Source organism: Microbacterium sp. (assembly GCF_031179285.1).
Taxonomy (GTDB): domain Bacteria; phylum Actinomycetota; class Actinomycetes; order Actinomycetales; family Microbacteriaceae; genus Microbacterium.
The window spans coordinates 1-13,872 of the sequence record NZ_JAPSHY010000044.1 but is presented as its reverse complement, the minus strand read 5'-3'; the positions used below and the strand labels follow the sequence as shown (position 1 = coordinate 13,872).

Below are 13,872 nucleotides of genomic sequence, written 5' to 3'. Positions count from 1 at the left end.
CCGGAGCGTTCGAGCCCTTCGTCATCCACTACGCCGAGACGTTCATCGTCCCGGCATCCGTCGGCGCGTACCGGATCGAGCGCACCGAGCACTCGGCGAGCGAACGCTTCGCCACCGTCAAGGCGTACGTGCGGGGCTCCCGCACGAGCGACAACTGAACACAGCACGCAGCACCCACGGAGTCTCCACCGATGGAGCCTCTTGCACCGCATCCATCACCTTGGTAGCGTGAACCCAGGTTTCTGGTAACGATACCAATTGAACGAAGGAGTTCTCATGATCTCGCGACGCAAGATCGCCGCCGCTGCGGCCGGTCTGATCATCGGCGGAATGGCCCTCGCCGGTTGTTCCGGCGGCTCGGGCGGTTCGGGCGGAGACGGCGATGTCACCGGCACGCTCGACTTCTACACCGACAAGGCCGCGTGGAAGCCCGACTTCGAATCCCTCAACACCACGAGTGGCGACGACGTCGACATCACGCTGAAGACCACCGGCTACTCCGACGCGAACCAGTACGACGCGTTCATCAAGCAGTCGTTCCGCACGGCGAAGTCGCCGGGGCTGTTCACCTGGCACACCGGCGACTCGCTCAAGCAGCTCGTCGACGAGGGCCTCGTCGCCGAGACGACCGACATCTGGACGAAGGCCGTCGACGAGGGCTGGGTGAGCGAAGACCTGCGCGACAGCTACACCTACGACGACAAGCAGTACTGCGTGCCGATGAACATCGCCTACTGGATCATGTTCTACAACAAGGCCGCCTTCGCCGACAACGGCGTCGAGGTGCCCACCAGCTGGGACGAGCTGAACACCGCGGCCGAGACCCTGAAGGCCGCCGGCGTCACCCCGTACTACCAGACCAGCGTGCTGTTCACCTTCCAGTGGTTCCAGCACCTCGTCGCCTCGACCGACCCGGCGCTCTACGAAGGTCTCACCACCGGCGAGGTGAAGTACACCGACCCCGAGATCGTCGACATCATGAACGTCTGGCTCGAAGAGCACGAGAAGGGCTGGTTCAGCGACGCCGGCAGCACCACCGATCCCGCCGTCGGCCTCAAGCAGGGTGACTACGCGATGATCAACTTCGGCACCTTCTTCGCCGGCAACCTCGAAGGCGCCGGCATGACCACCGACGACTACGGCATGTTCGCCATCCCTGCCGTCAGCGATGGCCTCGACGCCACCCCGGTGGCCGTCGAGTCGGGCCCGCTCTGCACCGCCGAGAGCTCGAAGCAGCGTGACCTCGGTCTCGCCTACGCCGAGTGGTGGATGTCTCCCGAGGCGCAGACCGCATGGAACGAAGCACACGGAGACGTGGCCTTCAACCCGAAGACCGAGGTCGCCGACCCCGCTCTTGCCGAGATCGGCGAGCAGATCGCCGGTGACGACTACATGCTCTACGACCGGTTCTTCGAGGCCATGCCGACCGAGATCGTCACCACCGCGATCGAGCAGTTCGGCGCCTTCAACGCCAACCCCGGCGACCCGATGCCGTACCTCGAGAAGATCCAGGCCACCGCAGACGAGTACTGGGCAGAGCAGGAGTAACGGGGCGGATGGCGCACCAGAAGACGCAGTACCAGTGGTCCGCCCGGGGCTTCATCGCCCCGGGCGTGATCCTGGTGGCGGTCCTGCTCTACCTGCCGCTGCTGTGGACGGTGTTCCTCAGCTTCACGGAGTACAACGGCCTCGGCAGCCCCGACTGGATCGGGCTCGACAACTACGTCGAGATGTTCACCGACGGCGACTTCGTGGGCTCGGCGTGGAACACCGTGCTGTGGGTGATCGGCACCCTGATCGTGCCGGTCGGCATCGGGCTCACGATCGCGCTGCTCACCTGGAACCTTCGCGGCGGCATCTGGCTGCGCCTTCCCTTCCTCATCCCCTACGCCCTCTCCGGCATCGGCGTCGGCGTGGTCTGGTCGTTCATCCTCTCCTCCGGCGGCGCGCTCGACCAGGCGCTCGCGGCGTTCGGCATCATCGACCCGCCGCGGTGGCTGCTGGATGCTCCGCTCAACACCGTCGTGATGATCATCGCCTCGTCGTGGCAGGGCGTCGGCGTGAACGCACTGCTGTTCACCATCGGCCTGCAGGCCATCCCGAAAGAGCCGCTCGAGGCCGCGCGCATCGACGGCGCCGGCGGGGTGCGCCTGTTCACCAGCATCCTCTGGCCGATGCTGCGGCCGCTCACCGCCGTCGTCGTCGGACTCTCGATCGTCGCGAGCCTGAAGACCTTCGACATCGTCTGGGGCATGACCAAGGGCGGGCCTGGCACCGTGTCGGAGACCCTCGCCCTGACGATGTACAAGGAGACCTTCGTCAACAGCGACTACGGCCTGGGCTCGGCGATCGCCGTGTTCCTCACCGTCATCACCCTGGTCGCGTCGGTGCTGTACCTGCGCCAGCAGCTCTCACCGAAGAACGAGATGTGACATGTCAAAGATCATCCGCACCGGCATCCTCATCATCCTCGGTATCATCTGGATGCTGCCCGCCTACCTGCTCATCGTGAACGCGATGAAGGACCCGCTGACCTTCACGTCGAAGCAGTCGTGGATCCCCACCGACTTCCACCTGTTCGCGAACTTCGCCGACGCCTTCGAACTCTCGGGCCTCGGCAGCAGCATCGTCAGCACCCTCATCTACTCGATCGTCTCGCCCACCATCGCCGTGCTCGTGGGCGCGGCGGCCGGCTTCGCGATCGTCGCCCTGCGCCTCAAGCGCGGCTTCCTGTGGTTCGTCGTGATCTTCGGCGGCACGGTGTTCCCGCTGCAGATGGTGCTGCTGCCGCTGTTCGACTCGTACTCGCGCATCGGCCTGTTCGACACCCGGGTCGGCATGGTCATCATCTACACGGTGATCTCGATCCCGTTCTCGGCGTTCGTGATGCGCAACTTCTTCACCGGGGTCGCGCACAACGTCTTCGAGGCGGCGGTGCTCGACGGCGCCACCACGTGGCGCATCTTCAGCCGCATGTATCTGCCGATGGCGTCGAGCGCGCTGGTTGCGATCTTCATCCTGCAGGCGACGTTCGTCTGGAACGACCTGCTGCTCGGCCTCACCCTCAGCCAGTCCGACGACATCCGCCCGATCATCACCACCCTCTCGGGCATGCAGAGCACCTACGGCGGAGCGCAGATGTCGGTCGTGCTCGCCGCGGCCGTGCTCGTCTCGCTGCCGACCGTCGTGCTGTTCCTGTGCACCCAGCGCTTCTTCGCCAAGGGACTGGCTCTCGGCCAGTACTGACCACCCCCGACCCTTTTGCCCCGACCCCTCGCCCCGGTTCTGAAAGGCATCATGCTCCCGTCGATCCCCACCGTCGCCGACCTCGCCGCCGACCCGGTCACCCACCACTACGACGACATGATCGCGCCGTCGGGGCTGACCAACATGCTCGGCACGGTGCGGGTCGACCACGACCTGACGGCGCTCAGCGCCGTGCAGTTCCCGCCGCTCTCGCAGGGGCTCACGCAGACCGCGGTGCTCTTCGTCGACGGGCGGCTGTTCGCGTCGTACGGGGTGCCGGTCACGCATTCTTGGCGGCCGGATCGGGTGGTGCGGCGGGCTGTGGTCGACGGGCTCTCGATCGAGACGACGACGGTGTGCGTGCCGGGGCAGACCGCGGTGGCCATCGACATCGCCGTGACGAACACCGGACCGGTGGATCGCGTGGTGCGGCTCAGGCTCTCAGCGGCGGCGCGGGTGACGCGGTCGGCCTCTGCGTGGTTGGATGCCGAATCGCCATCGGAGCGGGATGCTGCTGCCGTCGACGGCGAGCGCCTGGTGTTCTCATCGACGGATGCTGCCGCGTGGAGCGTGCAGGGACTGGTCGGCGGGTCTGCGGTGCTGAGCGGAGTGGCGGGGTCATCGGCGGGTGTCGCGTCGTCGGATGCCGGTGGTTCGGGTGTTTCGGCGCCGGAGGATTCGTTCGATGTCGGAATCGGCGGGAACGGGCGGGGCGGCGAGCTCTCGGTCGCGCTCGGTGTCGCCGCGGGCGGCACGGCTCGGGTCGGTTACGTGCAGGCGGTCGGGCTTTCGTCGGAGGATGCCGGGGCTTCGTATGCGGCTGTCGCTGCGGATGTTCCCGCGGCCGTGGCGGCGGCCGAGGAGTTCTGGAACCGGCAGCTGGTGGCGGCCTTCACGCCGGGGAACGGCGAGTTCTCGGGTTCCCTGCCGGTGCTCGAGACGGCATCCGAACCGTTGCGGCGGCTGTACTGGTGGGCGGCGCTCGGGCTCATCTGGTTCCGGCGCGACTTCGCCGGCAACGTGCTCGGCCGCTCGTACGACACCCTCATGCCGAACTACTGGGGCACGACGACCTTCATCTGGGACTACAGCCTCAGCTCGGTCAGCCACGCGCTGCTCGACCCGGCAGAGATGCGGAACCAGGTGAGGCACTGGATCTCGCTCGACATCCACTCGCACTTCGGCACCTCGTCTCTCACCGGCGGTCCGGTCGGGCGCTGGTACTCGGTGAACGACTACGCGATGACCCGGCTCGTGCACGACTACGTGCGCTTCACCGGCGACACCGGCTTTCTCGATGAGGTCGTCGGCGATGAGACGGTCGCCCAGTCGGTGCTGCAGTGGGCGACGGCGTGGAAAGAGTTGCGCCGCGACTCTCCGCTGGCGGACTACGGCGAGATCGACAACCTGCTCGAGTGCGTCAGCTCGTACACGCACGAGGTCGCGAGTCTGAACGCCGCGAACGTGTGGAGCATGCGCACCGCGGCCTCGCTCGCCGAGCTGAAGGGCGACGGGGAGGCGGCATCCGAGCTGCGGGCGTCGGCCGATGCGCTGCTACCGTCGATCGTCGAGCGCTACCTGCCGGGCGAGGGCATCTTCTCTGCGGGGCAGCCCGACGGCACACAGCTGCCGGTGCGGCACTGCTACGACTTCAGCATCGTGGGCACCACCATTGCCGAAGACCTCGCCCCCGGCATCCGCACCGAGATGGTCGAGTTCTTCCAGCGCGAGCTGCAGACCGAGAACTGGATGCGGGCGCTCTCGCCGTGGGACCCGGACGCCAGCTACAGCCCGCGGCCTGACCACCAGTGGAACGGTGCCTACCCGGCGTGGCCGGCCGATGCGGGGCGGGCGCTCGCGGCGCTCGGCGCGCCCGAAGTGTTGGCCGACTGGGTCGAGGGGCTGTCGCGGACTGCCAACCAGGGCCCAATGGGTCAGGCGCACTTCGTCGAGGAGGCCGTGCCCGGCATCAACGGCGGAGCACGCAAGGCCCCGCCGCAGTTGCCGTACATCATCGACTGGTCGTGCTCGTCGTCGGGCGCCTGGATCGAACTCGTGATCGAGGCGCTGTTCGGGGTGACTGTGGCGACGGACGGGTCTGTTCGCGCGGCGGGATGCGTCGCGGCGCTCGACCCCTCGGCGAAGCTGCGCGGGCTGCGAGTCGGCGGGCGTGTGTACGACGTCGACGCGGCGGGCGCGGTTGTTGAGACGTCGCGCCCTGCCGAGACAGGAGTTTCAGCATGAGAAACGTGTGCGCGGCGACGCTGTCTGCCGAGACAGGAGTTTCAGCATGAGAAACGTCGTTCACGGACGTTTCTCATGCAGCAAGACGTTTCTCGCGGGCCGGGCTGGCGCGGAAGCAGGCACGTACGCGCGAAAGACCAACCCCAACGAAGGCGAGTTCACGGCATGACAGAGCGAACTGAGGCGGCAGATTCCGCGTGAAACCGGAGTTTCTGCGCGAGACACCACGCCTGGCGGTGAGTCTCACGCAGAGAGTGGTGTCTCACCGCACAGGCACGCACGACGCACGACATCAACTCAACACAGAGCAACACCCAACACGCACGAACACGAAGGAGTGATCGACATGAGAAGAAGAGTCATCGCGGCAGGATTGGCCACCGCATCCCTCTGTGCAGGCGCACTCATCGCCGCCCCGGCGAGCGCAGCAGTCCCCGCAGGCACAGGCAACGGCAACACCGGCCAGTGCTCGCTCGTCGACAAGACCCTCACCGCCACGGCATCCATCAATGAAGACCTCACCACGCAGTTCACCACCTACGCCAACACCGGCGGCGAGTGGACCGGCGGCGACAGCACGTTCTCGATGCCGTTCGGCAAGCACAGCACGGGCTGGTTCTTCTCGGACTCGTTCCTCGGCACCGTGAACCCCGACGGCTCACGGCCTACCGACTCGCCGTTCGTCAACAACTCGGTCGTCGTGCAAGACAAGAAGGGCGGCTTCTCGACGATCACCGGCGGCACGCCCGACGCTCCGGCCGGCATCATCCCGCCCGAGCCCGACGGCCGCTGGTACTGGATCGGCGACCCCACGCCCGGAGCGAACGGCACGGTGCAGGTGCCGCTGCTGCAGTTCGAGAAGACCGGGACCGGCAGCTTCGACTTCCGCTGGGTGGCCAACCGCCTGGCGACGCTCGACGGCGAGACGCTGCAGCTGCAGTCGATCACCGACGCCCCGTCGGCGACCGGCATCAACTGGGGCTCCTGGACGCTCGAGGAAGACGGCGTCACCTACATCTACGGCGTCGCCGACCCGGGTGGCGTGCGCTCAGCGCACCTCGCTCGCGCCGAGGGCGACGACGGCATCGCCGGCACCTGGACGTACTGGGACGGCACCGGCTGGTCGAGCGACGAGACAGATGCCGTACCGGTGGCGCCCCATGTGGCGAACGAGTTCAGCGTCGCGCCGTTCCGCGACGGCTATCTCCTGGTGACGCAGGACACCTCCGAGATCTTCAGCACCCGCATCGTGGCACGCACCTCGTGCTCGCCGATGGGGCCGTTCACCGAGCCGGTCGAGCTGTACCGCACGCCGGAGACCGGCATCTTCGGCAGCTACGGCGACGCCGATGTGTTCACGTACAACGCCCACGAGCACCCGAATCTGCGCACCGGCAACGGGATTCTCGTGACGTACAACGTGAACACGTTCGACAATGTCGGCGATGTGTACGACGACGCCTCGATCTACCGCCCGCGCTTCGTCGACGTGAAGCTGCAGGTGACCGGCTGAGATGACCGACGACGCTTCGGCCCTGCGCGAGATCATCGCCTCGGATGCACCGCTGACGTGGGTGATGACGGGTGACTCGATCACGCACGGGCTCATCCACACCCGCGGTGCGCGCAACTACGTCGATCATCTGCACGAGCTGATCCGCGGCGACCTGGGCCGGGTGCAGGACGTCGTCATCAACACGGCGATCACCGGCTGGCGGGCCGATCTGATCGTCGAGGACTTCGAGCGTCGGGTCGCCGAGTGGCGGCCCGACGTCGTCACCCTGATGATCGGGACCAACGACTGCACGACGGTGTGGCTCGATCCGATCATCGAGGTGCCGGCGTTCGAGGCGTCGATCGCGGAGTTCGTCCGGCGGGTGCGGAAGCTCGGCGCCATCCCGGTGCTGCAGACCCCGCCCGCCGCCGACCTGCTCCACGCTCCCGACCGGGAACGCATCGGCGAGTTCGCCCAGGCGATCCGCGAGGTCGCCGAGCGGGAGCAGGTCATCCTCGTCGACCAGTACGCCCGGTTCGCGGAGTACTCGTCCGGCACCGGTCCCGGCAATGAGGGTCAGCCGTGGGGCCTGCTCGACGACGCCTTCCATCCGAGTGCGGCCGGGCATGCAGCCCTCGCGCTGGAACTCGCGCGGGCGCTGGGGTTGGATGCCGTCGTGCCGCAGTCTCGCGTGCTGACCGATCTTTCCGCGAGGGTCGCCGTGGCGCGGCATCCGCACTGGCCGCCCGAGCTCGACGTCAGCTGATGGCGCGGCGTGATCTCGTGCAGGTGTGCGGCGATAGTGCTCACCGGGTGCGTTCCCCCATGGACGGAGCTTTCCGGCCGCACGGTATCCTCACCCCGTGCGCATCGTAGTCTCGGGGACCCATGCCAGCGGCAAGAGCACCCTCATCTCGGACTTCGCGTTGCGGCATCCGAAGTTCACGGTCTTGCCCGACCCGTTCGAGCTCGTGGACGAGGCAGGCGGAACAGCGTCTGCCGCACTGTTCGCGTCTCAGCTGCGCATCGCCGCCGATCGCCTCGCAGCGCAGAACAACGGCCCCTGCCTCATCGCCGAGCGTGGCCCGCTTGACTTCCTGGCCTATCTGCTCGCCCTGGCCGACCTCACCGGCCGCCCCCTCGACGACGCGTTCCTTGAGCGGGCCACTGCCCGTACGGCCGAAGCGCTGCGCGCGGTCGACATGCTGGTGGTGCTGCCGCTGACACCGCGCGACCCGATCCATGTCGACGCCGACGAGTTTCTGGAGCTCCGCGAGGCCATGAACGACGTGCTCCTGGAGCTTCTCGATGACCCCGACGTGATCGACGAGGCACTGACGGTGGTGGAGATCACCGGAGCTCCGGACGAGCGGCTGGTCACGCTCGAGACGCTGGTGGGTGAAGCCGTTCTGTCCGATCCCACTGTCTGTCCGTGAAGGGCGTGGCCGTGTAACGCCGGTCATAAGGCAGAGGTGGTCGTCGGCCGTCGCAGGGGGACGCGCTTCACGCTCGAGGAGCGGTGCAGGCAGCGCTACTGTGGGCGCGTGGAGTACGTGTCGGTAGTGCCGGGACCGCCTCTGGACGGCCTGGTCGACGACCTCTACTACCTGGAGGGCCCGTCACCGTACCCGCGGCTGTTGCTGCCGCCCATGCCCGGGGCGTTCCTCATCGTCAACCTCGGGGAGCCGTTCCGCATCCGCGCAGGCACCGACGACGCGGCGTCGGAGTTCGCCGACGGATGTGTGGTCTCGACTCCGACCCGGGCGTTGGAGTTCGCCTATCCGCCGTGGACGCGGTCCGTCGGGGTGCACCTCGAGCCATGGGGGCTGGCACCGTTCGTGCCCATGTCCGTGGCCGAGTTGTGCGACCGGCCGGCGACGCTGGCGCAGGTGTGGGGTCGAGGCGCCGTCGCCCGCTTGCGGGAATGGTTGGATGCCGCCCGCGATCCGCAGGCGATGCTGTCGGTGCTCGAACAGGAATTGCTGCACCTGCGGCGCGACGTCCCCGGACTCGACCTGGTCCGCGATGCGAGCAGTTCGATCGTGGCGACGGGCGGCACGGTGGCGATCAGCGACCTGGCGACGGCTGCGGGCGTCAGCAGCACCCATCTCACGCAACGCTTCAAGGAGATCATCGGCGTCACCCCGAAGCGCTTCGCCCGCACCCGCCGTCTCGCCGCCACCCTGTTCGAGATCGACTTCACCGCACCGATCGACTGGGCCGACGTCGCCGTTCGTGCCGGGTACTTCGACCAGGCGCATTTCGGCCATGAGTTCCGGGCGTTCACCGGGCTCACGCCGACGCGCTACGTCGAGATCCGCCAGCGGTTCCTGCGCGAGAATCCCGGACACGCCCTCGACAGCTGGCCGTTGCCGGCGGATTGATTTCTTACAAGAGGTACTGCGCGGGCGACGCCTAACCTGAGGGCAGCACAGCAGAGGAGCAGCCCCATGGGAAAAGTCGTCATGTACAGCTCGGTGTCGGTCGATGGCTACATCGCCGACGACCACGATCAGCCAGGACCCCTGTTCGACTGGCTCCTCAGCGGCGACGTGCCGCTCGACGAGAGCGGGGCGCTGAAGGTGTCGCAGGCTTCGTTCGATTACACCCGGCCGTACTGGGACGAGATCGGGGCGACGATCGTCGGGCGGCACGTCTTCGATCTGACGGACGGCTGGGACGGGAAGCCTCCGGGCGGCGTCGATCACGTCGTCGTCGTGACCCATCGGCCGAAGCCGGAGGGTTGGGACCCGGAGGCACCGTTCCACTTCGTGGGCGATATCGAAGCCGCCGTGGCGAAGGCACGCGAACTCGCGGGCGACCGCACGGTCGAGGTCTCGGCCGGCGATGTGGGCGGGCAGGTGTTCGCTGCGGGACACGTCGACGAGGTGCGCATGGATGTCGTACCCGTCGTGTTCGGATCGGGCAAACGGTACTTCGGATCAGCGCAGCAGCAGCACCTGCTGGAGGATCCTGTCGAGGTGATCCAAGGCAACCGGGTCCTTCACCTGCGTTATCGGGTGCGGCGCTGAACGATCTCAGGCGTCGCGGCCGATGACGAAGCGGACGATCTCCTTCGCCATCGCCGTCGGGTCCCAGACGTGATCCGCGCCCTCGACGCTGCGGTGAACGGCACCCGGAACGGCTCGGACGACCGCGGGCGACCGCCTCGCGCCCTCCAGCCATCCGGCGGCATGTCCTTCATGTAGTGGACGAGGGCGCCCTCGAGGTCGCCCTCGCCGATGCTCGCAGCAAGCGGGAGGCTCCACGATGAGTGAGCCGCGTCACTCCAGCCCGTTGCGCCTCGCCACCTCACCGAGCCAGCTGAGGCTCGGCTTGGGCGTGCGCTCGAACGTCTCGCGGTCGACGGCGATGAGCCCGAAAGTCGGCTCCCAGTGGCCCCACTCGAAGTTGTCGAGCAGCGACCAGTGCAGGTATCCACGCACGTCGATGCCCTGGTTCATCGCGTCCGCGAGTGCGCGCAACGCGGCATCCGTGTAGGCGATGCGGCGGGTGTCGTCGCCCGTAGCGATGCCGTTCTCGGTGACGAGGATCGGCACCCCGCCGGTCACCTCCCAGGCGTGACGCGTCGCGATACCGAGCGCGTCGGGACGATAGGCGGTTCCCACGAGAGTGTTGTCAGGATGCGGCGGGTACGGCTCGATTCCGTCGGTGTTCACCCATTGGGCGGAATACGACTGCACCCCGACGAAGTCGTCGCCGCGAGCAGCCTCGAGGTAGAGGTCCTCCCAGACGTAGGACAGTTCCGCCGCCTTCTCCTCCGCCCCTGGCCGCACCTCGAAGGCACGGTTCGCGACCGTCCACCCGACCTTCGCACCGGTGTTCTCACGAACGATGTCACGTACGGCGTGATGGGCGTCGATCAGGATCCGGCCGATCTCGGGATCCGGTGCGGGCAGCTGCCGGCGCTCCCCCTCGACGGTGGGACTCGTCCACTTCTTCCGTGCCTCCGGGTCGCTGAGCAGCCGGGCCATGCCCGTCATCATCGCGAACATGTTCGGCTCGTTGATCGTGCATACCCACGGCACGCCCTCGAGGATGTCGGTCGCCGCGCTCACATAGGAGCGGAAACGGTCGACCGCGCCCGCTCCCAGCCATCCGCCCTCGTCGGCGAACCACTTGGGGTTAGTGAAGTGGTGCAGCGTCACGACCGGGGTCAGCCCGAACTCGAGTGCGGTGTCGATCATCCGCCGGTAGTGCGCGAGCTCCGCGCGCGAGATCATCCCCGGGCGGGGTTCGATGCGCGCCCACTCGATACCGAACCGGTAGCTGTTCAGTCCCGCATCCGCCAACAGTTGCATGTCCTCGCGGTAGCGGTGATAGCTGTCGGTGGCGTCGCCGCTGAACTCCATGCCGGGGGAGCGACCCTCGTTCGCCCAGAAATCGCTGTTGACGTTGTTGCCCTCGGTCTGATGCGGCGCCGTGGAGGCGCCCCACAGAAAGCCGTTCGGGAAGGTCTTCATCGTGTCCTCTTCTCGCTCATCCATCGGTCTATCCGGGCGACCCGTTCTACTGCACCGACCAGCCGCCGTCGGAGGGCAGCACGGCGCCGTTGATGTTCACTCCGTCGTCCGAGAGCAGGAATGTGATCGAGGCGGCCAGCTGCTCCGCGGTCGCCACCGTGGGGATCTGCGCCTGGAAGGGCCGCAGCCGCGCCGACCCTGCGGCGGACACGTTCGGCGGGAAGGGGATGCCGGTGGCCACCCCGCCGGGAGCGATGGCGTTGACTCGGATGCCGTCGGGGCCGTACATGAAGGCGGCCGAGCGAGTCAGGCCGATCACGCCGTGCTTCGACACCGTGTAGGCGTTGCCCGAGGCGTCGCCCCGCAGTGCCGCCTCGGAGGCGACGTTGACGATCGAGCCCGCGCTGACCGCCAGCATCGCCGGCAGCACGGCGCGGGTGAGCTTGAAGGTACCGGTGAGGTTGACGCCGATGACCCGGTCCCACATCGCGTCGGTGGTCTCGTGCAGAGGGGAGAAGTCGTCGTTGATCCCGGCGACGTTCGCCAGAGCGTCGATGCGCTCCCCCGCCGCCGCGATGATGGCGTCGATCGACTCCTGCTTCGTGATGTCGCCGGCGACCGGGATGAGGTTCTCGCCGAGCTCCGCCCGCACCTCATCCAGGCGCTCTGCGCTGATGTCCACGGCCACGACGCGTCCGCCCTCGCGCACGACACGGGAGGCCGTCGCGCGTCCGATGCCGGACGCGGCACCGGTGACGATCACGGTCTTGCCCGCGAAGCGGCCCGACGTGACGACCTCGCGCCACCCCGCATCCGCCTGCTCGGTCGGTGCGACGCCGCCGTTGGCCTGCAGCACGAGGCCGTCGATGACCTCCTGCGGCATGCTGCCCTGGCTGAGCGCCACCAGTTGCTGCAGCGGCAGCCCGCGGACGGGGGCCAGCTTGTCCTCGTCCACGCCCGCCTGGGCGAGCAGACCGCGGACGAGTTCGCCTCCGACGGGGTGGTCGAGCCACTGCGCGATGGTGCTCTGAGCGGTGAGAGTGCTGTTTTCCGACATGTCTCGATCTCCTTTGTATCCCGCCCCGAGGCCGGGGCGTGGTGTCGTACTGCTTCTAGTCGCTCGGTGAAGTCGCGGGGGCCGTGTCCCGAACCGGTCCCGGCGTGTAGCGCACGGAGCGGAAGGTCGCACCGCCGGCATCCGCCTCCAGTGCCATCATGCGCCCGGTGAACCCTCCGGCGACCTCGGTGGAGACGTAACGCCCATCCACACCCGCCAGCCACCGTGTGCTGCCGTCGGATTCGATGACTCCGGCGCGCAGGCGGTCAGGGCCGGCACGGAAGCTTCGTTGCGGGGCCGGTTCCGCGCTCAGGACCAGCTCGCACGGGGCCGCTGCAGGTGCGGAGGCGAGCACGGTGCGGGTCGAACCGACGACCTGCACGACCTCGACATCACCTCCGGCGACCGCGAGCCCGAAGGAGTGCTGCTCGTCGATCCGGACGGAGAGTCCGCCCCCTCCCTCCGTCAGCTCTGCTCGGGCCGACCACTCGTGGTCGCGGATACGGGTGCACAACGTCGCCGTGCCGTGTTCGGCGCGCAGAGACAGTCCTTCACTCCCTGTCTGCGCGAACTCCGCCGGGTCCTGGCCGGGTCCGACCCATCGCAGGTGGAGCGGCCCGTCGAAGGAGTCCGCGAACGCCGTGTCCTGCGGCTCGACCGCGAACCGCTCCTCGTCGAAGACGGGCCAGTCGTCGACCCAGTCGATGCCGACGATGAAGGTCTCGCGCCCCGTGACATGGAAGCGGGGAAACGTGCCTCGCAGGCGGATGCCGAGGTGCACGGCCGCCCAGGAGCCGTCCACCAGCTCGACGAAGTCGGCATGTCCCGTCGCCTGCACCGGGTGTGCGGTGCTGCGGTGCGAGAAGACCGGATTCGAAGGATGCCCCTCGAACGGACCCGAGATGGATCGCGATCGGGCGACCGAGACACCGTGTCCGGTGTGCGTTCCGCCCTCGGCGACGACCAGGTACCACCACTCGCCGCGGCGGTGGAGGTGCGGTCCTTCGGTGTTGGCCAGACCGGAACCAGCCCACAACGTCTTCGGCTCTGACAGGATCTCGCCGCTGAGCGGGTCGACGACGGCTTGGCTGATGCTGTGACGCACGACGTCGCACCAGGTCAGGTAACAGGTGCCGTCGTCATCCCACGCCAGGTCGGGGTCGATACCGATCGCCCCGCTCGTGTAGACGGGCTCGCTCCACGGGCCCTCCGGGTCGGGGGAATGGACGATGAGGTGCCCGCGCCGGATCTCGTTCATGTTCGTGGTGATCAAGTAGAACCGATCCCCGTGATGACGGAGCGTGGGCGCGTAGATCCCCTTGCTGGCCCCTTCGATTCCCGGTTGC

At 67.7% G+C, this 13,872-nt stretch carries 12 protein-coding genes; 9 read left to right on the top strand and 3 right to left on the bottom strand.

The window, feature by feature from the left end; translation table 11 throughout:
* Positions 1-276: 276 nt before the first annotated feature.
* The 9 genes from RIN18_RS16535 (at position 277) to RIN18_RS16495 (ending at position 10,017) form a co-directional block, all read left to right on the top strand.
* Positions 277-1,548 (top strand): ABC transporter substrate-binding protein, encoded by a 1,272-nt coding sequence (locus RIN18_RS16535; protein ID WP_309105087.1) that lies wholly within the window; start codon positions 277-279, stop codon positions 1,546-1,548.
* An 8-nt stretch (positions 1,549-1,556) separates the two neighbouring features.
* Positions 1,557-2,432, top strand: coding sequence for a sugar ABC transporter permease (locus RIN18_RS16530; RefSeq protein ID WP_309105086.1), 876 nt, complete (start codon positions 1,557-1,559; stop codon positions 2,430-2,432).
* A 1-nt stretch (position 2,433) separates the two neighbouring features.
* On the top strand, positions 2,434-3,246 hold the full coding sequence (locus RIN18_RS16525) for a carbohydrate ABC transporter permease (RefSeq protein ID WP_309105085.1): 813 nt from the start codon (positions 2,434-2,436) through the stop codon (positions 3,244-3,246).
* A 51-nt stretch (positions 3,247-3,297) separates the two neighbouring features.
* Entirely contained in the window at positions 3,298-5,490 is a 2,193-nt protein-coding gene (locus RIN18_RS16520) for a hypothetical protein (protein ID WP_309105084.1), read from the top strand.
* A 346-nt stretch (positions 5,491-5,836) separates the two neighbouring features.
* Entirely contained in the window at positions 5,837-7,003 is a 1,167-nt protein-coding gene (locus tag RIN18_RS16515; protein ID WP_309105083.1) for a DUF4185 domain-containing protein, read from the top strand.
* A gap of 1 nt (position 7,004) precedes the next feature.
* On the top strand, positions 7,005-7,751 hold the full coding sequence (locus RIN18_RS16510) for an SGNH/GDSL hydrolase family protein (protein ID WP_309105082.1): 747 nt from the start codon (positions 7,005-7,007) through the stop codon (positions 7,749-7,751).
* A gap of 97 nt (positions 7,752-7,848) precedes the next feature.
* Positions 7,849-8,421, top strand: coding sequence for an AAA family ATPase (locus RIN18_RS16505; protein ID WP_309105081.1), 573 nt, complete (start codon positions 7,849-7,851; stop codon positions 8,419-8,421).
* Between the two features lie 126 nt (positions 8,422-8,547).
* Positions 8,548-9,369, top strand: a complete 822-nt coding sequence (locus RIN18_RS16500) for a helix-turn-helix domain-containing protein (protein ID WP_309105080.1) — start codon at positions 8,548-8,550, stop codon at positions 9,367-9,369.
* A 66-nt stretch (positions 9,370-9,435) separates the two neighbouring features.
* The gene (locus tag RIN18_RS16495; protein ID WP_309105079.1) at positions 9,436-10,017 is read left to right on the top strand and encodes a dihydrofolate reductase family protein; all 582 of its coding nucleotides are present in this window, start codon (positions 9,436-9,438) and stop codon (positions 10,015-10,017) included.
* A gap of 252 nt (positions 10,018-10,269) precedes the next feature.
* Here the strand turns inward: RIN18_RS16495 and RIN18_RS16490 are convergent, their stop codons facing one another.
* The 3 genes from RIN18_RS16490 to RIN18_RS16480 form a co-directional block, all read right to left on the bottom strand.
* Positions 10,270-11,469, bottom strand: a complete 1,200-nt coding sequence (locus RIN18_RS16490) for a family 1 glycosylhydrolase (RefSeq protein ID WP_309105078.1) — start codon at positions 11,467-11,469, stop codon at positions 10,270-10,272.
* Positions 11,470-11,515: 46 nt separating this feature from the next.
* Positions 11,516-12,526 carry an SDR family oxidoreductase gene (locus RIN18_RS16485; protein ID WP_309105077.1) on the bottom strand — a complete coding sequence of 337 codons (1,011 nt, stop codon included), beginning with the start codon at positions 12,524-12,526 and terminating at the stop codon, positions 11,516-11,518.
* Between the two features lie 55 nt (positions 12,527-12,581).
* Positions 12,582-13,872: family 43 glycosylhydrolase (locus RIN18_RS16480; protein ID WP_309105076.1), on the bottom strand; the 1,291-nt coding region annotated here is incomplete at its 5' end.